23 protein-coding genes are annotated in these 24353 nt (G+C 37.0%); 8 read left to right on the top strand and 15 right to left on the bottom strand.

What is annotated here, in order from left to right:
- Position 1 precedes the first annotated feature (1 nt).
- From FB2170_RS12295 to FB2170_RS17055, 4 genes are all read right to left on the bottom strand, one after another.
- Complete coding sequence (locus FB2170_RS12295; RefSeq protein WP_013306888.1) at positions 2 to 1432, bottom strand: glycosyltransferase family 2 protein; 1431 nt, start codon at positions 1430 to 1432, stop codon at positions 2 to 4.
- Complete coding sequence (locus FB2170_RS12290; protein ID WP_148232106.1) at positions 1425 to 3839, bottom strand: HEAT repeat domain-containing protein; 2415 nt, start codon at positions 3837 to 3839, stop codon at positions 1425 to 1427. Before FB2170_RS12290 ends, FB2170_RS12295 begins: the two co-directional genes overlap by 8 nt.
- Positions 3840 to 4007: 168 nt before the next feature.
- On the bottom strand, positions 4008 to 4379 hold the full coding sequence (locus tag FB2170_RS12285; RefSeq protein WP_013306886.1) for a PleD family two-component system response regulator: 372 nt from the start codon (positions 4377 to 4379) through the stop codon (positions 4008 to 4010).
- A complete protein-coding gene (locus FB2170_RS17055; RefSeq protein WP_013306885.1) occupies positions 4380 to 6164 on the bottom strand; it encodes a hybrid sensor histidine kinase/response regulator in 1785 nt (594 codons plus the stop codon).
- A gap of 183 nt (positions 6165 to 6347) precedes the next feature.
- On the opposite strand from FB2170_RS17055, the gene FB2170_RS12275 reads away from it, so the two are divergent.
- On the top strand, positions 6348 to 7637 hold the full coding sequence (locus FB2170_RS12275; RefSeq protein ID WP_013306884.1) for a dipeptidase: 1290 nt from the start codon (positions 6348 to 6350) through the stop codon (positions 7635 to 7637).
- A gap of 8 nt (positions 7638 to 7645) precedes the next feature.
- On the opposite strand, the gene FB2170_RS12270 is transcribed toward FB2170_RS12275, so the two are convergent.
- Positions 7646 to 8545, bottom strand: a complete 900-nt coding sequence (locus FB2170_RS12270) for a DUF72 domain-containing protein (RefSeq protein WP_013306883.1) — start codon at positions 8543 to 8545, stop codon at positions 7646 to 7648.
- 157 nt (positions 8546 to 8702) lie between these two features.
- On the opposite strand from FB2170_RS12270, the gene FB2170_RS12265 reads away from it, so the two are divergent.
- Positions 8703 to 9113, top strand: coding sequence for a hypothetical protein (locus FB2170_RS12265; protein WP_013306882.1), 411 nt, complete (start codon positions 8703 to 8705; stop codon positions 9111 to 9113).
- On the opposite strand, the gene FB2170_RS12260 is transcribed toward FB2170_RS12265, so the two are convergent.
- Complete coding sequence (locus tag FB2170_RS12260; RefSeq protein ID WP_013306881.1) at positions 9102 to 9782, bottom strand: DUF2461 domain-containing protein; 681 nt, start codon at positions 9780 to 9782, stop codon at positions 9102 to 9104. The genes FB2170_RS12265 and FB2170_RS12260 overlap by 12 nt on opposite strands.
- A 95-nt stretch (positions 9783 to 9877) precedes the next feature.
- Between FB2170_RS12260 and epsC the strand changes: the two genes are divergently transcribed.
- Positions 9878 to 10669, top strand: coding sequence for a serine O-acetyltransferase EpsC (gene epsC, locus FB2170_RS12255; protein WP_013306880.1), 792 nt, complete (start codon positions 9878 to 9880; stop codon positions 10667 to 10669).
- Positions 10662 to 11546 carry a cysteine synthase CysM gene (gene cysM / locus FB2170_RS12250; RefSeq protein WP_013306879.1) on the top strand — a complete coding sequence of 295 codons (885 nt, stop codon included), beginning with the start codon at positions 10662 to 10664 and terminating at the stop codon, positions 11544 to 11546. The genes epsC and cysM overlap by 8 nt, the downstream gene beginning before the upstream one ends.
- A 1-nt stretch (position 11547) precedes the next feature.
- Here the strand turns inward: cysM and FB2170_RS12245 are convergent, their stop codons facing one another.
- Genes FB2170_RS12245 through truA form a run of 3 tightly spaced genes read right to left on the bottom strand, consistent with a single transcriptional unit; the run spans position 11548 to position 14033 of the window.
- The gene (locus tag FB2170_RS12245; RefSeq protein WP_237701133.1) at positions 11548 to 12285 is read right to left on the bottom strand and encodes an alpha/beta hydrolase; all 738 of its coding nucleotides are present in this window, start codon (positions 12283 to 12285) and stop codon (positions 11548 to 11550) included.
- 46 nt (positions 12286 to 12331) lie between these two features.
- The gene (locus tag FB2170_RS12240; protein ID WP_013306877.1) at positions 12332 to 13207 is read right to left on the bottom strand and encodes an alpha/beta hydrolase; all 876 of its coding nucleotides are present in this window, start codon (positions 13205 to 13207) and stop codon (positions 12332 to 12334) included.
- A 43-nt stretch (positions 13208 to 13250) separates the two neighbouring features.
- Positions 13251 to 14033: a tRNA pseudouridine(38-40) synthase TruA gene (gene truA / locus FB2170_RS12235; protein WP_041633203.1), complete on the bottom strand. Its 783-nt coding sequence runs from the start codon at positions 14031 to 14033 to the stop codon at positions 13251 to 13253.
- A gap of 87 nt (positions 14034 to 14120) precedes the next feature.
- Here truA and FB2170_RS12230 point away from each other — a divergent pair, with 87 nt between their 5' ends.
- Both FB2170_RS12230 and FB2170_RS12225 read left to right on the top strand, forming a co-directional pair.
- Positions 14121 to 14558 carry a hypothetical protein gene (locus tag FB2170_RS12230; protein ID WP_013306875.1) on the top strand — a complete coding sequence of 146 codons (438 nt, stop codon included), beginning with the start codon at positions 14121 to 14123 and terminating at the stop codon, positions 14556 to 14558.
- Positions 14559 to 14732: 174 nt separating this feature from the next.
- Entirely contained in the window at positions 14733 to 15215 is a 483-nt protein-coding gene (locus FB2170_RS12225; RefSeq protein ID WP_013306874.1) for a hypothetical protein, read from the top strand.
- A gap of 69 nt (positions 15216 to 15284) precedes the next feature.
- Here the strand turns inward: FB2170_RS12225 and FB2170_RS12220 are convergent, their stop codons facing one another.
- Both FB2170_RS12220 and FB2170_RS12215 read right to left on the bottom strand, forming a co-directional pair.
- On the bottom strand, positions 15285 to 15485 hold the full coding sequence (locus tag FB2170_RS12220) for a hypothetical protein (RefSeq protein WP_013306873.1): 201 nt from the start codon (positions 15483 to 15485) through the stop codon (positions 15285 to 15287).
- A gap of 118 nt (positions 15486 to 15603) precedes the next feature.
- The gene (locus FB2170_RS12215; RefSeq protein ID WP_041632836.1) at positions 15604 to 16602 is read right to left on the bottom strand and encodes an anti-sigma factor; all 999 of its coding nucleotides are present in this window, start codon (positions 16600 to 16602) and stop codon (positions 15604 to 15606) included.
- 235 nt (positions 16603 to 16837) lie between these two features.
- Here FB2170_RS12215 and FB2170_RS12210 point away from each other — a divergent pair, with 235 nt between their 5' ends.
- On the top strand, positions 16838 to 17536 hold the full coding sequence (locus tag FB2170_RS12210) for a response regulator transcription factor (RefSeq protein ID WP_013306871.1): 699 nt from the start codon (positions 16838 to 16840) through the stop codon (positions 17534 to 17536).
- Positions 17533 to 19023: a sensor histidine kinase gene (locus tag FB2170_RS12205; RefSeq protein ID WP_013306870.1), complete on the top strand. Its 1491-nt coding sequence runs from the start codon at positions 17533 to 17535 to the stop codon at positions 19021 to 19023. Before FB2170_RS12210 ends, FB2170_RS12205 begins: the two co-directional genes overlap by 4 nt.
- A gap of 59 nt (positions 19024 to 19082) precedes the next feature.
- Here the strand turns inward: FB2170_RS12205 and FB2170_RS12200 are convergent, their stop codons facing one another.
- The 4 genes from FB2170_RS12200 to FB2170_RS12185 form a co-directional block, all read right to left on the bottom strand.
- Entirely contained in the window at positions 19083 to 20552 is a 1470-nt protein-coding gene (locus tag FB2170_RS12200) for an AAA family ATPase (RefSeq protein WP_013306869.1), read from the bottom strand.
- A gap of 32 nt (positions 20553 to 20584) precedes the next feature.
- Positions 20585 to 21052, bottom strand: coding sequence for a hypothetical protein (locus tag FB2170_RS12195; protein WP_148232105.1), 468 nt, complete (start codon positions 21050 to 21052; stop codon positions 20585 to 20587).
- A 24-nt stretch (positions 21053 to 21076) separates the two neighbouring features.
- Positions 21077 to 22222: a vWA domain-containing protein gene (locus FB2170_RS12190; protein ID WP_013306867.1), complete on the bottom strand. Its 1146-nt coding sequence runs from the start codon at positions 22220 to 22222 to the stop codon at positions 21077 to 21079.
- Positions 22223 to 22356: 134 nt separating this feature from the next.
- The gene (locus FB2170_RS12185) at positions 22357 to 24234 is read right to left on the bottom strand and encodes an immunoglobulin domain-containing protein (RefSeq protein WP_013306866.1); all 1878 of its coding nucleotides are present in this window, start codon (positions 24232 to 24234) and stop codon (positions 22357 to 22359) included.
- Positions 24235 to 24353: the final 119 nt, after the last annotated feature.

The raw sequence follows: 24353 nt of genomic DNA, 5'->3' as shown, positions 1-24353 counted from the left end.
TTTATGTTGCCTTGGCAAATCCTTTTCGTACTTGAGACCCCCAACCAGATTTTATTTTGAACAGCTTCTTATAATTACCTCTTATTGCAGCCCAGACTACTATTGGATGAAAAACAAAGGGTTCAATTATAGCGCATAGCATTAGCGTAAGTATATCCTTGGTTTTTCGGTATTCGTTATAAGAATAGACATCCCAAAGAATGGCAAAAAAGGAGAACATAACCGAAAACACATAAACAGTGGTTGTTATTGCTATGAAAAAATCAAAGTTCAAAATACCTAAATAGATGAATAGGATTACCGAGATAAACCCAAAGAACTCTAATAAAGGAGATAGCCATTCATAAAAAAACCAATATGGATAACTTACCATTCCCAATCTACCATAACTTGGGTTAAAGAACATTTCACGATGCTTGTACAATGTCTCTAGGTTTCCTCGACTCCATCTATCTCTTTGATTCACTAAAATCTTCAAGTCTTCGGGAACCTCTGTCCAACATAATGGATCAGGCATATATTCAATGGTGTATGGCTCTTTGCGCTCATGCATATATTTACGCATCTTGAAAACAATCTCCATATCCTCACCTACGGTATTGGTATCATAACCACCTACCTCAAGAGCTATTTTTCTATCAAAGAAGCCAAATGCACCTGAAATAATCAAAAGTCCATCAATACGCCCCCAAGCCATTCGACCAAGAATGAATGATCTAGTGTACTCCAATAACTGAAATTTTGCCAACCAGTTTTTAGGCAAACTGATCTTTTCCAATTCCCCACCAGTAATGGTACACGAATTTGCGACCCTGATAACACCCCCAACGGCAATGACCTTTTTTTTAGATCGACGATAAAATGATTTAGCTACATGTAACAATGCATCAGGTAACAAAAGACAATCTACATCAATACAGCCAACGTATGTATTGGCAGACAATGCCATACCAGTATTTAAGGCATCTGACTTCCCACCATTTTCCTTATCTACAATAGTTAGTTTCGAAAAAGAACTTTGTTTTGACTTGTAAATACCTCTAACAGGTTTGGATTTCCAATCTGGATCAATTCTAACATCAATCTTCTCCAGATTATAAGCATCGATCATTTTTTGTAAAGTATCGTCCTTGCTACCATCATTTACCACCATGACCTCATAGTTTGCATATCTTAAAGACAACAAGGACCTTACATTTTCAACAATGGTCAAGCCCTCGTTATAAGCTGGTGCAATAATGGTAATACCTGGCTCTAATGGTGATCCGGCAATTTTTGTGAGATTATCAAAACTATCCTTGTTTTTATAATGCAATGAATTCATCGATGCCAAATATCCCATGGCACTGAACACTAGAAACAACACCGCAGTGTATGTTAGAAACACAATGTTTATATAGTCCAGGATGATATTTAGGATATCGTTATTCATTTAATTTCTCCAGTAATCTATTGGGTATTGACATTAATTGAGATAAAAAACCAGTATTTAAATTAGTATCGGAAATAGGTTGATTCATATTATTTATTAAATCACCTTCTTGGCTTTCCAAAATAAACTCATCGGTAAAAACCAATAAGTCCTCATCTTGATCAGTCAAAGAAATTTTATGGGATCCCGTAAGGTCATGTGCCTCAACATTCATTTCTCTTAGTGCCTTATCTGATAGTCGCTCCTCAAGTAACCTTAGTGTTGACTCTGCCTTTGTACTGATTTCAATATTTGTGTCCTCCAATAATTTAGTAAGGAATACGAACTCTTTTTCATCACCAATGGCAACCATTTGGTCCATAAGAATAAACTTTGATTCTGTATCACAGCTTTTGAACAGCTCTTCAAAAACACTATGCCTTACCGTTTCATTTTTTAAATCATTTTTCTTTTCAATGCCATAAATAACATCTTGAATCCTCTCCCTAATCAATGGTCTAGGCTCTTCCAAGAGCAAATCCGTTAGTAGTGGAATTTCACGATGATCACCCAATTGCTCAATATCTGATAATAATTGAATCAAAATTATTGTCCTATCGTCGAACTTATAGGATTTAGGTATCAAGGATAAAATGGATTCAATTTCAAACTCCTCATTAGTATCATAAATCTCTGTTTCCTCATCTTTTGTTGTAGCCCAGTCGATAAAATCATTGTCTTCAGCTACTACTTTCTCATCTGAAATCAATTCCTCACATTCAACCTCTATAGTAGAAATCTCAGCAAGTCTTTCTTGTTCCATCCTAAAGTTGCTCTCTAAAATCTCTTCGATGACCGTTCTTTCCTTTTCAATTAATGCTTGATTATATTCTTTATCAAATTCCTCGATTGATTTTTCAAATAGATCGTTGTCATTCGTAAGGACATCGTCAATATCATCAGAAACTACAATAGGTAAGAATTTTAAATCCTCTTTAGTAGTTACAAATTCTGAATTGTCAATTGTCTCAGTATCTTCCTTAATTTCCTGTGTAGCTTTTATCTCATCATACACGACCTCAATATTTTCAAGAATGTCATTTATCTCAATCGTTGTTTCATCAGCAGTAACAATTGGTAAAAAATCCAATTCTCTATCAGTTAAATCAATTTCCGGGCATTCCAATTCCATTTGTTCCTCATTATTGGCGCATTCAACTACCAATTCTTCATAATCAATATCCAAATCCTTAATATTATCCTGTATTTCATCCTCTGACTCAGCGGACACGATTGGTAAAAAGTCCAATTCTTCGTAATTGACTTCCAAATCTCTAACTTCAAGCCCTTCTGCATCAATATTGCTTTGGGGTTCTTCTTCACCAGCTATTAACTGTGAGTTCAAGTCTTTAGGCAGACTATCTTGGGTTTTATAATCCTCATATTCAATTTGTGCATCTTCTTTGACTTCTTTCTCCGTGCTATTTTCGATAGCGTCTTCTGGTATTTTTATATTGGATACTTTTTCAATGCCTTCAGTGGGCATTATAGACTCAGGTACGATTGAATTTATGGCACTCAATGCTTTACTTTTAACTGTAAAATCGAGCCTTTTACGCTCGATTTGCTTTAAAAATCCTATATCGCCAGTATCTCCAAGTTCGCTGATGGCACCAAGAATTGCTATTTTAACTTCTGTAGAACATCTCCAAAAAACCAGCTTCAACATGTCCTTGGATTCTACAACATTAAAAATCTTTAAACAGCCTATAGCTTCCAATTTAATGTGATCATTACGATGCTTCAACAGTTCAATCAAAGCGGCTTTCGCATCGTTTTGGCTATAGTGCTTTATAAGTCTAAGAGCGAATAAAACAACATGCTTGTTTTTCGAAGTCAACCAAGCCTTGAATTGAGGAGGGTCAAAATCTTTATTATTTCGTAAGATTTCCAAAAGACTTAGTTGTTGCCATTCTGAAATTTTATATTTCGTGGTGTCCATAAAATACATAATCCCTTCATTTTTAAGCGTTATCGTTGCAATTTCAGCTTGTTTTCTTACAGTACTTCGTCGGTCATTGATAAAACGCACAATTACTTGATAAGACTCAGTAACCTGCATCTGTGTAAGCTCTAAAATTCCCTTGGCGACCACCTCCCATCTCCAACTTTTAAGCTTCTCGTAGGCATCAAGATGAAGTCCTAAATTCTTGTAGAGATCTATTAATTGATTTTGTGCCTGACCTGAAACGTCCTTTCTCAATTCTATCAAAGTACTAGCAAGCACTTTGCGATCAAAATCATCATTCAACAATTCCCTAATATGGATTTTGTGGTCTATATAAGTGCTTTTTTCTTCTTTGGTAGCATCGTCAGTATAAAAGATAAACTCACTGATCATAGGTGACAGCTCCCTCTTCTTGTCCAAAGTTCTCCGTGAACGTTTTGTAATCTTGTTCCTGAAAAAGAAAATGCTTACGAAGAAAACAACAGCCAACACAACAAACACGATTGTTAGATCCCACAAAAGATCCGCATGGATCTTTGGAGCACTAAAAAGTGATATTGAATAGTATGTTGGGCTGTTCGTCAATTCCTATCTCTTTCTCAATTCCCGGTTTATTCGCATTATCAATTCGGCAGGACTTACTGGTTTTGAAATAAAATCATTAGCACCTAAATCAAATGCTTTCAATACATTCTCTTCATTTCCTGCTGATGAAACTATTATTATTGGTATTTCCAAACTAAGCTCATTGCGGACATAATCCACAAGCTCTAAACCAGAAAAATATGGCATCATAATATCGCTAACAATCAAATCAGGTATTTCCCTTATCAATTGTTCCTTTACTTCTTTGCCATTATTACTTAAAACCACCTCATATCCTTCCTTTTGAAGTCGATAGTTTAGTAATGAGGCCAATAGTTCATCATCCTCTGCGAGTAAAAGTTTCTTTGAATCCATCTAATCTTTCTTCTTGTTTTTAAAATCCTTTAACTCTATGTCAATAGCTTCCTCAACCAACCCATATTCTTCCAAAAAGGCAGTTTTCAATTCTTTAAGTTCCAATAGATTTTGTTCTTTTTTACTAAGCTCCTCAATTCTCAAAACAATGGTCAACAAATAATCTGCTTGCACCATCTTTAGTCCAGACTTTAATTTATGTGATGCAAAGGCAATACCTTCATAATCCTCATTTTTTAAGTGGACTGAATATGCACCAATAAATTCAATCACGTTTACTTTAAAAAGTCTAACCAGCTCTTCGAAAAAATCTAACTCACCCATACATTCTTCAATTAAGGGCTTCAGGTTTACCTTTTTCAAGTTCACATCCATTTTACTTTTCTCTTTTTCTTTTTGGATCATATCTTCATTATTTTCCAGAATTCTTACAATCTTGTTCATCAACGCCTCGGGGCTAAACGGTTTTAAGATAAAATCGTTTATTCCAAACGTACTGCAATTCTCAACTTCGTTTGCAGTTATATCTGCTGTTACGGCTATGATTGGGGTTTTTCTTAATTTTGGGTTATTGTGACCTCGTATTTTTTCTGTAATCTCAAAACCGCTCATTCCTGGCATTCTTAAATCCATGAGGATAAGGTCAATATTGTGTTCCTCTAAAAATGCAAGTCCAGCAGGTCCATCGTCGGTTATATAGGATTTACATTCCCATGATTTCAAACGTTGTTTGAATAGATGTTGGTTCATAGAATTATCCTCAAAAACCAATATCTTTTTGTTTTTTAAGGGGTTCTTGGTTTTGAATTGATCTATAACCAGGAAGTCATTTGTAGGAATTCCAGATTCATCACCTCGCTTATAGGGCAAGGTGAATTTAAACACGGTACCCGTCCCTAATTCGCTCTCAACCTCAATTGTTCCACCCAAAAGATCGATTATTTGTTTAACGATGCTCAATCCAAGACCAGAACCGCCATAATTGACAGAGGTATAACTGTCTGCTTGTTTGAAGTATCCGAATATATGCTTTAGGTTTTCTTGAGAAATGCCAATGCCGGTATCGGATATAATGAATTCTAGGTAAATATCTTTGTTCCTTTGATTTTTCAAGGATACATCCAGGATAATTTCCCCTTTTTCAACAAATTTCACAGCATTCCCAATGAGGTTCAATAAAATCTGTGAAAGCTTGGCGGGATCTCCTTTCAATATCTTGGGAATTCCGGGATCAATTTTTGATTTTAAAACAACATCTTCGCTCGTGATTAAAGTATCACAGAGGTACATTACATTATCTATGACACTGTCAAAATTAAAATCATCCTGATTTATACTTTCTAGACCTTCTGAAAGTTTGGAGTATTCCAAAAGTTCATTGATAATCCCAAGAAGAGAATGCGACGCTGTTTGAATGGCTTCTACCTTCTCCAATTGATTTTGGTTCAGATTATCTTCCTTAAGTAAATCCGTGAATCCAATAATGCCGTTGAGAGGCGTACGAATTTCATGGCTAACATTGGCTATGAGCTTAGTAACATTGTTGGTTTTGTCCTGAAAGACTAGAGGCTTATTATTTGGAACATTCTGCTCATCCGGACTAAGTCCAATCTGTTCTGAACTGGCCGGTATATGCTGAAAAATCATTTTTTCAAGACAATTCTTGAAAACTTCAAAGCTATTTTTAAGTTGAGCGCTGTCATTAGCCCTCAGTTCCTCAAATGAATAATCGTTGAGAATCGACTCAATGCTATCTAGTTGGTTAAGTAATTTTCTTTCCTTCAAAAGGGCGGTTTATTTGGGTTATTTTAACTCATTTTGCTTCTAAAATCTGTGGTTCATAAATGCCCACAAAGATTGTAACAGTTTAAAACTCTTCATAATCAGTAGTATCTGCAATAAATTGTTATCGGATTGGCCTTTTTTGTTGTCAAATTGCTTTATTTGTAGGTATAAAAAATTTAAGACATGAAATATTTGATTTATCTAGCCTCATTTTCATTATTCCTTTCTTGCGCTGAGCAAGCGAAAAAAACAGAGATGAGCGAGATTGACAGTGTTAAGGAAATACATGAAAAAGTTATCACGATTGACACTCATGATGACATCAACGTGAATAATTTTACAGCAGATAAAAACTATACACAAAGACTTCCTACTCAAGTAAATATTCCAAAGATGGAAGAAGGCGGGTTAGACGTTGCGTGGCTTATAGTTTATACTGGTCAAGATTCACTGAATGCAGCTGGTTATGAAAAGGCAAAGGCGAATGCAATGGCGAAGTTTGACGCAATCCATAGACTTTGCGAGGAAATAGCACCAGACAAAATTGAACTTGCACTTACCTCTGAAGACGTCCGACGAATTAACAAGGCTGGGAAAAAAGTGGCCATGATAGGTGTTGAAAATGCCTATCCGATTGGAGAGGACCTTTCTAATTTTGAAAAGTACCATAAACTTGGGGCTCGATATATTTCATTATCACATAATGGCCATAGCCAATTTTGCGATTCCAATACTGGTGAAGTTGATGACATATGGTTACATAATGGTTTAAGTGACTTGGGCAAAGAGGCTGTAAAAGAGATGAATAGACTTGGAATAATGATTGATATCTCTCATCCATCCAAGGAGTCCATCGTCCAAATGATAGAGCTGTCCAAAGCTCCAATTATTGCTTCACATTCATCTGCTAGAGCTTTATGTGACCATAGTAGAAACCTAGATGATGAACAGCTGAAAATGCTAAAAGAAAATGGTGGGGTTGTTCAAACCGTTGCATTCACTTCTTATGTGAATACAGAAAAAAGCGATAAACTTTCCGCTTATATGAAAGAGGTATATGCTAAAATAGCAGATTCATTAGGCATAAAGATGTATGAAAGATCCGAACTTGGAGCACTAAGTGCGGATGAAAGAAATGCATTCTATCAGAATTATGTCAAAATCAAGGACATGGGCAAAGAAATGGTGGCCAGTCGCCCAGATGCCCCAGAAGGAGTAAATGTTGCTGACTTTGTAGACCATATCGATTATATGGTGAAATTGATTGGGATAGACCATGTAGGAATCAGTTCTGATTTTGATGGCGGTGGCGGAATCGAAGGATGGTCAGATGCTTCTGAAACAATGAACGTAACGGCAGAATTGGTTAAAAGAGGTTATACAGTAGAAGAAATTGAAAAACTTTGGGGCGGGAACCTTTTAAGGGTTTTAGACGAAGTACAGGCCATAGCTGCAGAACTTTCAAATAACTAGGTCCAAGGTCAAAATGGCTTAGGCGGTGAATCTCCCACTAGCGTTTTTGGTGTTATCAAATCACAACCAAGTTTTTGATTTAATTTAGGGATGATGTACGCTGACAATAAGGGTGATGCCAATTCTAAATTCTGATGTACAAAAAAGTGAAGGTGTTTTAAGCCCTGTTGTTGCCATTTGCAAAGCCTATCTACCCAATCATCAAGTCTTGAGTAATCGCTCGCATGATTGGCTCCAACATATCTAATAAAAGCCTCGTCATTTGTAAGTCGCATGTGCATTAAATCTCTTCTGCCAGCAGTGTCGACCAGAACATTGGAAATATTATTCTCTTCCAGTAAATGATAAAGTTCTTGCGATACCTTATCATCTGTAAACCAATCTGTATGCCTAAATTCCATAGCCAATCTAAATTCCTTTGGCCAATATTCAACAAAGCGCACTACTCTATCCCAGTTTTTAGGGCCAAAATTACCATGCATCTGTAAAAAGATGGTTCCTAACTTTTCTTTTAGGTTGGAAGTTACATTTAAGTATTCGTCCAAAATAGGGTATGCTTGGTCATTCAGTCTTCTTAGATGGCTCACATTTTGTACTATTTTCGGAAAAAACTTGAAATTTTCAGGGGTCTTATCGTACCATTTTGTATACTGTTCGCCTGGGAATATGCGGTAAAAAGTGGCATTCAACTCAATACAATTAAACTGGGTCGAATAATATTGTAATTCATCTTTGGTACCCCGGGGATAAAAGTTCTTGAGATCTTGTCTGTTCCACTTTGCACAACCAACGTAGACTTGAAGAGGTTTGTTGGTTTTATGCTTCGACAAAACCACCTCAGTATCTGGGTGATCCGATGGGATGGAAAAATCAATCAGTTCTGGATGCTCTACTTTTCCAAATTTCATAGTCCTAAAACTAACAATAAAAGAATTATACTAGAAAATATAAGAAAACCATTACGCCCTTAGGCTCAATAACCTTGTTCATAACCTCGTTAAAAACTATAAACAGAAAAAATAATGCTAATTAATTAATGAATTACCTTTAATAAAACTTCGTGATATGTGTGATAGGTCCCATAGTCTTTTACAAATACGTCCACAGATTTTAAACGCCAAAGTCAATGATCTTATGAGTTTGGACGAACAGTTTCAGAACAAGACCCTTAGGCCAATTATTAAGCTCCAAAACGAGCTGTTGGTTGCTGCATTTCAAAATTACATTTCCAAGCACAAGAACAAATTCTATGAGTTAAGCGTTGAGAACCAGTTGAATTATATAGAAAATGCTATTCAGAAGGACATAAAATTTCGAAATTCCTTAAAAGGTATGGTCATTGGACAATTTACTTCTGAGGAATATGAAAACTACATAAAAAACTCCTCAGCGCTGAACAAGAGAATGATGAATATGGTCATTGATCGATTAAAGAATCAAATTCAAATTTTTGCGGAAATAGAACTAATCCAATAACGACTCTCCATTTAAGTTAGTTGTAAGCACATCACTCATTAAATCAAAATAAGGCCTTATTGCCTTGAATGAATCGTCAATTTGCTTGGCAAAATTCGAGGACAAAACTTCTTTATCAGTGAACTTACGAACAAAGATGTATTGTTTCTTTTTTATAAGATCAATGTTTTCATGTTCCTTATTGAAACCTTTTGGAGCAGTTTTCACTTCATCACCGACCAAATCTCCCCAGTTGGCCTTGAATTTCTTAGTACCTATAACCTTTCTAAACTCATCGGCATCCAACTCCAGTTCCTTTCGAATACGTAGCAAATCCTCTTTATTAGGCTCCCAAAAACCTGTGGCAATAAAACTATCACCAGGCTTCAGATGAATATAATAACCACCTCTTAATCGTGCTCCTGCCCTAGCAAATGAGCCCCCGAAATGAGCTTTATACGGTGTTTTATCCTTCGAGAACCTAACATCTCTGTATATTCGGAAAATCTTCATTTTCTCAATTTCATCATGTAGTTTTAAATTGTCCATAGCAGACGAATAAAAAGCTTTGACATCAGTTTCCAAGCTCTTAAACCTCACCTTGTTTTCAGCAAACCATTCCCGAGTATTGTTTTTCTCCAATTCTTTTAAAAATTGAAATACTTCTTTAGTAATTATTGGCTTTAGCATACGACTCAACTGTGATTATTTTAAGCTAAAGTTAACCAAATGGAATAAACTCCTTTTAAAATTATAGTTAATTTTGATTTTGAAATCATAGACCAATGGACCATCAATCGATTATTAAAAGTATTCAACAACATAAAAAACAGCCTAATCTAAGGTATGCTTTAAAGGAAAAGGTAGAGGTATTTACAACTCATCTTTTTTACACCCTATTTGATATTGACACTCCTGTTGCCGACAATCTTAAAAAATTGGAGATTGAATTTACCGAGCTAACAGATTTAGCATGCTGGGAGACAACAAAACCTTGTGGAAAGATTTGGGAACGTTACCTATCTTCTTTGCCGGCGGTTTTGGAAAGTCTTAATCTAGATGCCGAAGCCATAGTGAACTGTGATCCTGCCTCACTATCAATTGAGGAAGTATACATGGCATATCCTGGTTTTTATGCCATTGCGATATATAGATTAGCCCACGAACTTTATAAAGAAGGATTTCCTCTTGTACCGCGTTTAATGACCGAATATGCACATGGTAAAACCGGTGTGGACATTAACCCTGGTGCCCAAATCGGAAAATCGTTCTTCATTGACCATGCAACAGGTGTAGTTATAGGGGAATCAGCAATCATTAAAGACAATGTTAAAATATATCAGGGTGTAACCTTAGGAGCTCTTTATGTTAATAAGGAATTGCAACAAACCAAAAGACACCCCACTATTGAAGACAATGTTACAATATATGCAAATGCCACAATCCTTGGAGGCGATACCATAATTGGGGCAAATAGTACTATTGGTGGTAATGCTTGGGTGACTTCATCGGTCCCTGCTAATTCAACGGTGTTCCATACCCCAGAGATAAAAATAAAAACTGCAACGAATGTCTAATTCCATCCTTGACCTAATAGGCAATACTCCCTTAGTGGAATCAAAGGTTGTCAATACAAACCCCAAAGTGAAACTTCTTTTCAAAATGGAAGGTCATAATCCTGGAGGAAGTGTCAAGGATCGTGCCGCCTATAATATGATAAGCGAAAGACTTGCAAGCGGAACTATATCAAAAAATTCAAAACTAATTGAAGCCACAAGCGGTAACACTGGAATAGCGTTGGCTATGATTGCTGGAATCTACGGATTGGATATTGAATTGGTCATGCCTGAAAACTCCACAAAAGAACGCGTACAAACAATGCGAGCTTATGGGGCCAAGGTGACACTTACCCCAACAGATGTTGGAATCGAAGGCGCGAGGGATTATGCTGAGGCAAAGGTTAATAACGAAGGTTTCGTATCCTTAAACCAATTTGCCAATGACCACAATTGGATGGCGCATTACAAAACCACCGGACCCGAGATTTGGAAAGATACCAGTGGCGAAATAACCCATTTTGTTTCTGCCATGGGTACAACTGGTACTATCATGGGGACTTCTACCTATCTAAAGGAACAAAATCCTGAGGTTCAGATTGTAGGGGTACAACCCACAGATGGTTCAAAAATTCCTGGGATTCGAAAATGGCCCAAAGAATATCTACCAAAAATCTTTGACCCAAAAAAAGTAGATAAGGTCATTGAAGTCAGTGATGTTGAAGCCCGTGAGATGGCCAAAAGATTGGCAAAGGAAGAAAGTATTTTTGCAGGAATAAGCAGCGGTGGTGCTGCGGCAGCTGCAGTAAAACTTGCCAACACCCTAGATTATGGTACTATTGTCTCCATTATTTGTGACCGAGGTGACAGGTATCTTTCCTCAGATTTATTTGATTGATTTATTCCAGTGCCTCCTCGATTCCTTTTGAAAATGTCTTAAAATCAACAAGATTATTGTGCCCACCGCACTCGATGGTAAAAAGTTTTTTTGAGTTATGGGGAATTGCATCATACAATTTTTTTCCCGATTCATAAGGCACCACAGTGTCATTAGTACCATGAAAAACAGTGATGGGACAGCTCACATTTTGTATAAATTCATAGGATAAAATCTTGTATTTCAACAACCAATCAAGAGGTAAAAACGGAAAACGGTTTCTTGCAACTTCCAAAAGACTATAGTATGGCGTTTCCAACACTAACCTGATTGGGTTATTGGTTGAGGCCAGCTTAGTGGCTAACCCTGTCCCTAAAGACCTTCCATACAATGTTATTTTTGATTCCTCATAATGCCTCAATGCATACTCATAAAATAATTGTGCATCATTATGCAAAGCCAATTCACTCAATTTACCAGTGCTCTTTCCATAGGTGCGATAATCCATTACCAAAACATCGTAACCCTTATCAACAAATGAAGATGTTATCTTTCCCCAGCGTGATAAATCGCCAGCATTACCGTGAAAGTAAAGGATTAACCCTTTTGGGTTAACTTTCTTAAAATGAAGGGCATTAAGAACTGAGCCATCGTCTGTTTTTAAGTTTAACTCTTCAAAATTATGTGAGAAAGAATATTCATAATCCTGAGGCAACTTCGTTGGAAGAAAAATTATTTTCTCTTGTAAAAAATAGAGCATAAGAGTAATTAAAACATAAAGAAAAAGTAAAACTTTGATTGTTTTTTTAAACTTTCGCATTACTACGTTTTGAAGAATGACGAACATTTATACTTGAACCTTTCAAATCTACTTCTTTTGGTCTTGTGAGAATAATTTCTGAGAGCATTTTATGATAATCGGGGAAAGTATTCAAGTTTTTGTGTCCTCCACCTATCACAGTATACAAACGAGTGTATTTTGGTTTTATCTTAGAGAGTTTTACACTGGTTTTATATGGAATTAATCGATCATCTGTTCCATGGATGATATGTATAGGACAATTCACGTATTTTAACCATTTGTATGTGGGCATGGGAAACTTCAAAAGTAATGATAAAGGCATAAAAGGAATGTACTTCTTGGCTACCTTGCTCAAACTATAATAAGGGGCATCCAATATCAACATTCTAGGGTTATTCATAGATGCCAGTTTTGCAGCAAAACCAGAGCCCAAAGAACGCCCATAAAGAATTATATATTTTTCAGGAGTATGTTCCTTGATTTTATCGTAAATCATTTGAAGGTCCCTTTTTATGGCTTTTTGGGTTCGTGTACCCGTGCTTTTGCCAAAACCACGATAATCAACCATCAATACATCATAACCATGTCGCGTAAAGTCCACAGCGAATTTACCCCAGCCTTTGATACTCTTTGAGTTTCCTTTTAGATAAAAAACAACACCTTTGGGTTCTTTTGATTTGAATCTAATACCGTTGATTATTGCCCCATCTCTCGTTTCTACATTATATTCCTCAATCTCCTGGTTCTCGTAATGAAATTCAAAATCCTTGTGAAGTTTTTCAGGCTTAAACATCAGGTAATCCTGTAAAAAATAAAGCAGAACACTTATACCCAGGTAAATACCCAAAATCAGAAGTGAAATATAAACCCAATACGGCATGCATTAATGTTTAGCAACAATGTACAAAAAAAATACGCTTTCGTTAATCCAAGTCCAGACGGTTCAAGAGTAACCCTGAGCCCGGCGCAACATAAGTCAATTCTATTGATTCGGGATTGGACAAGGAATTCTCTATATCTGCGAATAACAATTCCCCCTTACCCAATTGAATGAGCGCACCCATCATCATTCTTATTTGATAGCGCATAAAACCAGGCCCTTCTACTCGAAATGCATATGATTTTTCTGGAAAGAAATTTGCCTGTAATATCTTATTTTCGATTATTTCACAACTAGTTATGGTTCGCTTTTTATGTGCATTGTTTTGCGCTTTTACTGTATAGACCGATAAATCGTGGGTACCAACATATAGACTCGCTGCTTTTTTCATCAGTTCTAAATCGAGTTCATCCAAAACATTGGTAATGAAAGGTGAACTATAAGGGTGATTCTTACTTCCATAGGAAAAGAGATAAACATACTCCTTCACTTTGGGATCTTGAATAATATTGAAATCCTCATTTACCTCTTTAATAGACATTACTCTAATGTCAGACGGCAAGTTTTTGTTAAACAACCCAATAAATGCTTCAAAATCAGTAAGTGGTTCATTAATAAAGAGTTCAAAGGCAGCATCAAGGGCAGAAACCTTAGAATCTGTACGACCAGCACTCAATATTTTAAACTCTGAATTCGGCAGTATAAACTTTAAGGTTTTCGTGATCATACCTTCTACAGTTTTCTGTCCAGGTTGTTTTTGCCAACCGCTGAACCTGAAACCTAAGTACTGTAGTTTGATGACGTAATAGAACCGCTGTTTTTTCATAGTTGCTATTTTCGTCAAAATTACTGCATTAAACCATTTCAAGTAAATTTTGTACTTTGAAAGCATTAATCAACTAAACATTTTATTATGACAAACAGTGGTATAACAAAACCGCCCGTGTGGTTTTGGATAGTAAGTGCACTTGCACTTATTTGGAATTTAATGGGAGTCCTGGCTTACTTAGGGCAGGCATATATGAGTATTGAAGATTTAGAAAAAATGTCACAGGCTGAGCGGTTACTCCACGAATCCCAACCTGTTTGGGTTACTGGAGCTTTTGCAATTGCAGTGTGGGCCGGTTTAATTGGCTGCATCGCATTGTTACTTAGAAAAAAATGGGCGAAACCTGTACTATTAATTTCACTTCTTGGGATCTTAGGCCAAATGACGTATATGTTCTTTTTAAGTAACACTTTTGAAGTAATTGGCTCTGATAAGATGGGAATGCCCATTATGATAATTATTATAGGTATTGCATTAGTATTATTTGCGAAAAGCTCAATCAAAAAAAGCTGGATATCTTAACAAGTTTAAGAGCAATTTAAATGAAGTGTGGCTAGGTCAGAAGTGACTTTGACCACACTTTTTTCTATGTTCCCAACATTAAATGTTTTTCATCGATTTATTTAAATAAAGGAAAGTTGGTAGCGTTTTAAGATTTGAACCAGGGTTCCCCCAAATCCTTGAAACCTACTTAGAATGAAGTTGATTTTACGAATAATATCGTGGAAAAGTGGTCTTTTACTGTCTGTGGTAGTTTTACTTTTGTTGATAGTTTTTAGTTTTTACGGTCTTTATACCAATAAATTCTACTTCTTCAAATTTGACAACTACATCTTCCCTTTACTAACATTTTTGCATTTCACCTATTTATATGCTATCTGGTTTAAAATCAGGGAACAAGAAGGTCCTGATCCACAAATGCGTAATTTGGAGTTTGCATTGTATATCATTTTTTTCATTTATATCTATAAGTTTATTGACACACTCTTTATTTTATTGAGCTATACTGATTTCGAAAGTCAAGTCATTCCTGCAACGTTCATTCCATTTGGTATTGTCATTCTCTTTTTATACTTCATGCTATTGGCATTGACATTGATAATGTTTAAGCACAGAAAGGCAATAATTGGTACTTATAGATTTGACAATGTTAATGACCAAATAGACACTTGGGAATAGTTGCAATCTAAAAAAAGCTCCCACATTATGCCAGAGCTTCTTCCAAACCAACCTTCAAAACAAAACATTTTAATTAGACTCTATCATCACTTTTACAAGATTATAACCAATTCTTAAATCTCCATACTCTGCAACGCCTTCAGATGAAGAGATTGCACCTTTTCCAAACTGAACATCATATATTTCTGTAACTCTGCGAACCGTTGTATCATCATCTGCCGCATCAGTATTGGGCCCTGTTTGAAATGAAGCTGATTCATCCACATTCATTCCTCTTGAGTTGCTTCTCCTTTCTTAACCCTATTTCATTTAAGAAATAGGAGTTAAACACAATGAGAGAGAATCATTGTCATTGAAAAGATGATACTCCCTCAGTTACAGTTTACAACTATTCATTAACTCTTGTTACGTTTCCACTTGGAAAAGATTCTAAGTTCAATTGAAAGAGGTATGATTCCGGTGCCGTATCATTTCCTGATATCGCTACCAATGGTTTTAGCACAAAAGGTTCTGGACTATTGTCTGGTACCGGTTCAATACTAATTACAACCGTTCTTCCACGAATATCAAGAGGAAAAGTCTCTCCCGCAGGTGCATTAAGAAAGAAGTCCTCTCCTGGAAGTGGGGGTCCCAAATTCTCAGTACCTCCAAAACTCGACGCGGAACCAGCATTATCATCCATTACATCAAAAGAAGTAAATGTTCCAGTGGAAAGTGGCCCTGCATCACCAACGACCCAACCTTCGTATGCCCAACCTGTTGGTAATGTTGGCAAAACGAAATTAGCCCCAGGAGGCATACCCGGTAGACCAAACCAAATACCGTTTTGATCATTTCCATTGTTCGCCGAGCCTACTGGTTCATCTGTTGGGCTGCGTAAAAAGAAACTTCCAGAAGCACCACTAAAGTCACCAACCCCAGGCATTACATTGGAAGCTATGACAGCGGAATTTCCTGAAAAGTCACCAGCAATCAGTTTTTGATAGGATGGAGCGGGATCCGAATCTGGATTTGGTTCAATAGTCAAAACAAATTTATGCGCATTTGCCAACAAAACTGAATCAACTTCAAATGAGCTTTTTGAAAGTGAACCAGAGTCATTAACAGAAAAAATCCCTGTTGATTGAGGAGCTCCGTCAACAACGATCCAACCTTCATACAAATAATCAGGACCTAGATTTTCCAAACCATTAAGATTAAAGTCCAAGGTCGCCATTTTTGCTATATCGGCACCATCCTGACCATCTACGCCATCTTGACCATCAGCACCGTCTTGACCATCTATACCGTTTATGCCATCCAAACCATCTTCGCCATCACTACAGGACGATAATGTACAGAGCATAATCATAGTTAATAAAGTAAACAGATTTCTTACATGTTTCATATACCTTTTGTTTTTAGGATTACACGACAAACTAACAAGCATTAAATAACAGGAGAATCACAAAATGATAAACTTTTAGTAACTCGTTGTAAGGATTTTGTGATGAGTTCAACTACATAAGACATGCAGACACTTGGAAGTATCATGGTTTACTTACAAAACAGGCTTCTTTGTTTATATCTTTTCATTGTGATAGTTATGTGATATCTTTTAACTTCATTCGTAGTAGACAATTATGAAAAACATTCTTATCATAGAAGATGATCCGGAGATTATAAAGCTTCTAGAAATTCATCTCACCGATTTAATCTATACAACAGCCAAGGCAATGGATGGACAACAGGGTTTGAATATGGCCTTGGAAAATAATTATGATCTTATTCTCTTGGATTTAACCCTACCAACACTGGATGGGGTAGAAATATGTAAAAAACTTAGGGCTGTAAAGAATACACCAATTATTATGCTTACAGCTAAATCTGAGGAGATAGACAGGGTACTTGGTCTTGAGATAGGTGCAGATGACTATATCACCAAACCTTTTAGTATCAGAGAGTTATTGGCAAGAGTGAAAGCAGTATTAAGAAGAACTGATATTAAAGAAACTAAAAAAGAAAACACTGCCTCAATACATGCTGAAGGCTTGTTTATTGATATAGATAAAAGAAAAGTTCTATTGGAGGATGACAAGATTGAACTTAGCCCGAAAGAATTTGAACTCTTGGTATTAATGGCTTCAAATCCTGGAAGGAATTACACAAGGACGGAGTTACTGAACATTATCTGGGGATACAATTTTGAAGGATATGAGCATACGGTCAATTCGCATATAAATCGGCTGCGCGCAAAAATTGAATCAGATATGACACACCCCACTTTTATACTTACGACATGGGGTGTAGGATATAAATTTAATGAAGACATTTTATTATGAGTTCAGGAAACACATTAACGCCAAGATTGGTCAAAAAGTTATGGCTGGCCTTTATACTACTTATCGTAGTCATGGGAACTTCATATATTATGGTTACTGGGTATTTTGCCAACAAGCATAGTGAGGCAACAGCCCAAATAGTCAATGCCAATCTCGCCAATCACCTCATAGAAGAAAAATTCAATGGTGCATCCCCTTTTTTAGAAGATGGTAATGTAAACAAGGCTTTGTTCGGGGACCTAATGCACGATATGATGGCCGTAAACCGCAGTATAGAGGTTTATCTATTAGATAAAAAGGGAGAGATTCTGTATTCGGTGGTTCTTGACCATAGTGATGGGTCTGAGGCAAAAAAAGTATCCTTGGCTCCTATACAATCTTTTATTGAAACAAATGGTGAGCAACATATTTTAGGAGATGACCCAAGAAATCCGGATAAGCAAAAAATATTCTCTGCTGCACCATTCGATATTTCAGGAAAACAAGGATTTATCTATATAATACTGGCAGGACAAGAATTACAACTGGCAAATGACAATTTAATTGGTCGGTTTTATTCAAATCTTGGAATTGGAGCCTCACTGCTATCCATACTTTTTGCAGGTCTCATAGGGTTTTTGAGTATTTGGTTCTTAACCAAAAACCTAAGACTAATGACTGGGACCGTACGTAGATTTCGAGAAGGGGATTTAGAGGCGCGTATCGAAAATCCAAAAGATTCAGATATTGAAGTGTTTGCAAACACCTTTAATGAGATGGCAGATACCATCGTAGGAAATATAGATAAGATGAAATCTGTAGATCTGCTAAGACGAGAACTTATTGCCAATGTTTCGCACGACCTCAGAACGCCACTGGCCGTTTTAAAGGGGTATATAGAAACCCTTCAAATTAAAAATGATACACTCTCTGAGAGAGAAAAACAGGAGTATTTGCAGATTACCCATGATAATGTTGATAAATTATCTAAATTGATCAATCAATTGTTCGAGTACTCAAAACTTGAAGCTGAACAGATTACCCCGGTAAAAGAACCCTTTTCAATAACTGAGTTGTCACATGACCTTATCGCCAAATTTGAAGTGTTGGCGCAAAAGAAAGACATACGTTTGCGACTGAACAATCCTGAAGAGAATTGCATGGTATATGCCGATGTAAGCCTTGTGGAGCGTGCTTTGCAGAACCTCATTGAAAATGCAATAAAATACACCGAACCAAAAGGTGAGGTCACCTTGTCATTGAACCATATCAACGATCAGATTGAAATAAATATCACGGATACCGGGGCAGGAATTGCAAAAAATGAACAACCATTCATCTTTGATCGCTATAAGCAAGTAAACAAAAACACTAAAAAACAAGGTTACGGGCTAGGCTTGGCAATTGTTAAAAAAATAATGGATTTACACGATACAACCATCACAGTTTTAAGTAAACCCAAAGAAGGTAGTTCCTTCATTTTTAACCTGCCCGCATATCAATTATGATGGGAAATTGATTGCAGTGAAAAGGAAAGCCCTTCCAAAATTGGAAGGGCTTTTTTTTATTATAGATCGTTGATATAACTACCGTAAAGATCTTTAAATTGGTATCCTTCCGAAAACCGATGTTTGCTCAATTTTTTATAAGCGACAAGACCCCATAACAACAACTCTTTTAAAAAGTAACTGTCTGTTTTTGAAACATCTGGCTGAAACGTTTTAATCAATTGATTTAAAGGTGGAATATCATCCAAAGCCCTTTTATATTCAGCATCAGTATACTCGTCTTCCAATTCAAATCCTTCACTTTGAAAAAACCAAGAGGTCAATTCATCATACGGACTCTCGGCGTCCTTGCGTTCCAATTTATCTATTTTAGGAAAGTATTGTGGAAAGATAGATTTTACAGCTTCATCAATTAGAATAGATGCAACAATATCTGCCCCCTCCTGCTCTCCTTCATATACCAATTCAATCTTTCCTGTTATTGCAGGAATAACGCCAATAAAATCGCTTAGCCTAACCGTTGTGCTATCAGCTCCTGAAAGTAATGTCCTGCGTTCCGCCGTACTTAGCAGATTCTCAAAAGCAGTTATACTTGTTCGTGCACTAACACCACTTTTAACATCTACATATTCACTATCACGGGCTTCAAAACTTATTTGCTCTAATAAATCCTTGGCAATTTCAGGAACATAAACACCTTCAATCTGTCGATTATCCAAATTTGATTCTTGTTCGGTTATCTTCTTGGCTGTTGAAATATCATCTGGATAATGCGTTAAAATCTGAGAACCAATTCTATCTTTCAATGGCGTTACAATACTTCCCCTATTCGTGTAATCCTCCGGATTTGCTGTAAATACGAACTGTAAATCCAATGGCAACCGCAATTTGAATCCACGAATTTGAATATCACCCTCTTCCAGGATATTGAATAAGGATACTTGTATTCGAGATTGTAAATCAGGCAATTCATTGATTACGAATATACAGCGATTGGCACGTGGGATCATCCCAAAATGTATCACTCGGTCATCAGCATAGGATAGCTTTAGATTGGCTGCTTTTATAGGGTCTACATCGCCTATTAAATCAGCAACAGTTACATCCGGAGTAGCCAGTTTTTCATAAAAACGGTCCGTTCGAGGCAGCCACGATATCGGGGTTTTATCTCCTTTTTCCTTTATCAATTCCTTGGCATACCTCGAAATAGGTTTTAAGGGATCATCATTGATTTCAGAGCCTTGGACAATTGGAATGAATTCATCCAACAAACCAACCATCAATCGCGCCAATCGGGTTTTTGCTTGTCCTCGTAAACCCAACAGATTAATATTATGTCGTGAAAGGATGGCACGTTCCAATTCAGGAATAACCGAATTTTCATAGCCCCAAACCCCTTCAAAGGTTGCTACGCCATCCCTAATATTCGAAATTAGGTTAGTGCGTAACTCATCTTTTATACTTTTACTTTGATAGCCTGCTTTTTTAAGCGCTCCCAAAGTGTTTATCTTTTTTATATCCAAATTCATAATCCTATCTATTTCTTAATGCTTAATCGAATTTAATTATTAGTACTTACCTCATTTTTGTCAAAAACCATTATGGTTTGCTTCATTTTAATGGGTTGTTTTATTCGTACCCGTATTTTTTGATATTCCCATTCCCCGTTGACTTTAAAAGCCACGAGGTCCATTTTTGAACGTATTTTTTTTATTTCTTTATCTCCAGTAACATCGATTGTTATTGCCACAGAATCACCTCCCTTTGAATAAAACACAGAGCCATTGAGCATATCCAGACCTCCTGTAGCTTCCAATTCGCCCAAAAGATTCAATACTTTGGAATCTTTCTTTGTTATCTCAAAGGCCCCTTGACATACTTCGGGCTCGGCATATGCTTTTACTAAATACATGATGTTCATGGGTAATTCTGACGGCAAACTCCATATAAACAAAAAGAACAGCACACCTCCGGCCATAAAGAACCTATTTCTTTTACGCTGCCACCATTTAATTCTTCCAGTTTTCAAATTAATCCCAGTTTACCTCGTACTTTATTTAAGTCTTCGTTTCCGATTCGCTTCATAATCCTCAAAAATCATTTCCCCCAATCCAGATAAGCCTGTGAAGAATGCCTTGCCTTTATTGGCTTCAGTGAATTGACGAACAAACTGCCTTAAATATGGGTCTTGGGCAATCATAAAAGTCGTAATTGGAATATGGAGTTTTCGTGCTTGACTTGCCATATTGTAGCATTTCTCAACAATATACTCGTCCAAACCAACACTGTTCTTATAATAGGTACCATCTGGCATTCGCAAGCAACTGGGCTTACCATCGGTGATCATGAATATCTGCTTGTTAGTGTTTCGCTTTCTACGAAGCATATCCATAGCCAATTGCAATCCGGCTACCGTATTAGTATGATAAGGACCCACTTTTAAATACGGCAAATCTTTGATTGGTATAGGCCATGCATCATTTCCGAACACTAAAATATCCAAGGTGTCTTTTGGGTAACGTGTGGTAATCAATTCTGCCAAAGCCATGGCGACTTTCTTGGCAGGTGTAATACGGTCTTCTCCATACAAAATCATGCTATGACTAATATCAATCATCAGTACCGTACTCATTTGCGCCTTAAAATGGGTGTCTTCTACAACAAGGTCGTCTTCCGTCAATGAAAAATCGCCCACACCATTGTTAATTTGAGCATTTTTAAGACTTTCAGTCATAGAAATATGTTCTAGCCCGTCACCATATCTATATTCCCTAAAATCACCTGTATGTTCGTCACCACGACCTGTTTTATTCGTACGATGGTTACCTGCGCCACTTCGTTTTAACTTACCAAATATCTGGTCCAACGCCCGTTGCCTGAGCATACGTTCCATTTTGGCCGTAATGGATATTGACCCTCCGCCATCTTCGCCTTCATCACCTTCTCCACCACCATCTTCAAACTCTTCTCGTATATAGCCTTTTGCCTTTAGATCTTCGATAAAGTCTTCAATGGTATAATTCTCATCGGTCAATTCATATTCCTTGTCCAATTCGCGCAACCAATCAATGGCTTCGTCAAAATCACCCGAAGTATGCGTAATGAGTTCCTGAAAAATATCGAAAAGTTTATCGAAAGGTGTTTGTTCCGGTGCTTCGTAGGGCGTAAACCGAAACCCTTTTCTCGTCGTCATAGCCATCTTATAAAAATAAGACAATTAACCAAGGCCATATGGTGTTTTATATAAAACTTAACGTAGCATAAAAACTTGAGTGTAATCAAAAAAAGGAAAAAACTATCTTGTTTAATAACCTTGTACAGGATAGATACCGATTAATTCTTGTTAACCCTGTACGTTATTCGTCTATTGGAAATAATCGTGTTTACCTGATAAGTTAAGGTTGCGGTAATCGAAGTCGTTGTATCACAAACGAAAGCTGCATTCGTCAATACAACCCGATATTGGTTGCCGTTATCAGATGGGCCTGTATTGGCTAGCACCAAGGTCCCTGTTGTTGTACCACTGTGTATTCCGGTATCGGTCAAATCAACCCAACTTACTCCATTAAAAAGTTGCCATTGATAACCACTTACATCTGTAGCAACAACAGAAATCGCGGTACTACAACCTGGGCAAATAACAGGACCACTGGGTTGAGTGGATATCGAAGGGGCCGCTGAGGCCTCCTGGAAATCATAGATGCCATTAGTATTATTATCATCTGGAGCAGTATAACCATCAATTACACTTGTTCCTGTTACCAAACCAGTACTACTCACTGTTGTGGGTAATGTGGCTAAAATTCCATCACTATTGTTATCGGTGAACCCCGATTCAGTAACATCATTACAAGAATCATTGTCCGCATCCAACTCATACGGGTCATAAATACCATCGGTATCTGAATCACGTATTGTATACGTTAAATCAGCATAGGGCATATCATTATTTTCAATCGAACTAAAGAGTCCGTTGTTACCAAAAGTTGAGGCAACACCGTCAATAATTCCGTCATTATTTGCGTCATTAACACCAGATTCATTTAAAACTCCTGCCTCTACTATATCATAGATTCCGTCATTATCAGAATCCAAGTCTAGGCTATTCAATACACCATCCCCATCAGTATCGCATAATGCACTAACAAAAAGAACACCAGTGAATCCCTCAGGACCTGGCCCTGACTGATTTGTAACGGTAAAAACATTATTCGCACCTGGAACCCAAGTAATGGTATTAAAAGGTGTTCCAGCTTCAGCTTGCATTATCTCCAAGGTTGTTGAAGAAGAAGTTCGCGTTCCGTAGAATGAAACTGACCCTGTTTCATCAATGATTAAACGAAGACGTGGCAGTCCATTGGAATTCGCAACCCATGGACTACTTATAAAGGCATTGTCTGACTGAAAACGAAAATATTCTTCACCTGCGCCCAAAGCCCCATTTTCAAATTCTAAAATTGAGGGATGAACAGTTGTACCATTTATATCAAGTTGAAATGAATTATCCATTGAAGAAAAATCCAAACGTAGATATCCAGAATCTGTATGGTTTAAAACCACGGTTCTCGTGCCCACATCTTGCGAAAGCAAAAACGTCGTATTGGCTGTTGTACAGTATTCTTCCTCATCGGTCATACCATCATTGTCATCATCTAAATCCACATCATCAAAAATTCCGTCTCCATCAGAATCAGGAGCTGTTGTGGCAGTAATGATAAAATTGTCAATATACGCACGATCATTACTGGCATTCCAGTTTCCTCCTCCCTTAATAAAGCGAATAGTAGTATTTGCAGATATATAGGTCGATATATCTTGATTAAAATTTCCTGTAGTTGAACCTGTTATAGTTGTTAATGTTGTGAATGTAGTACCATCACTTGAGGCCTGTATAGCAAGTGTTTCACCACTTTCTAAACTTGATGTGCGCCAATTGAATGTAAGAACCGCGCCGGTCGCGGTAGAAAGATTTGCCGTTCTTCTAATATTGTGTGATGTAAGACGATGGAATCGCAACTCGTTGCCGGTTATTCTTATTCTCCCGTTTGATGCCGAATTATCGTCATTTGATTCTATCCAATTTGTCGCGAAGTTGGTATTGCCATTATTATTGGAATAGGAAACCGACGAAAAAGTATCGGAATAGGTATCCTGTCCGAAAAAAGAAATCGAATACAAAAACAGAATCAAAAATAGATAAGGGGTCTTCATCGCTGATCGCTAATATACTCTTATCCCAAAACCCCACATTACTATTGTTGTATATAGGTCATTTTGTGTTGCAAAACATGCTTTTAGAACTGAATTGTAGGATGGAAACACCTCTAAAA

It is taken from the genome of Maribacter sp. HTCC2170 (assembly GCF_000153165.2).
In the GTDB taxonomy this organism is placed as follows: Bacteria; Bacteroidota; Bacteroidia; order Flavobacteriales; family Flavobacteriaceae; genus Maribacter_A.
Note: the sequence above shows the minus strand (reverse complement) of the source record. Positions and strands in the feature narration are given on the sequence as shown.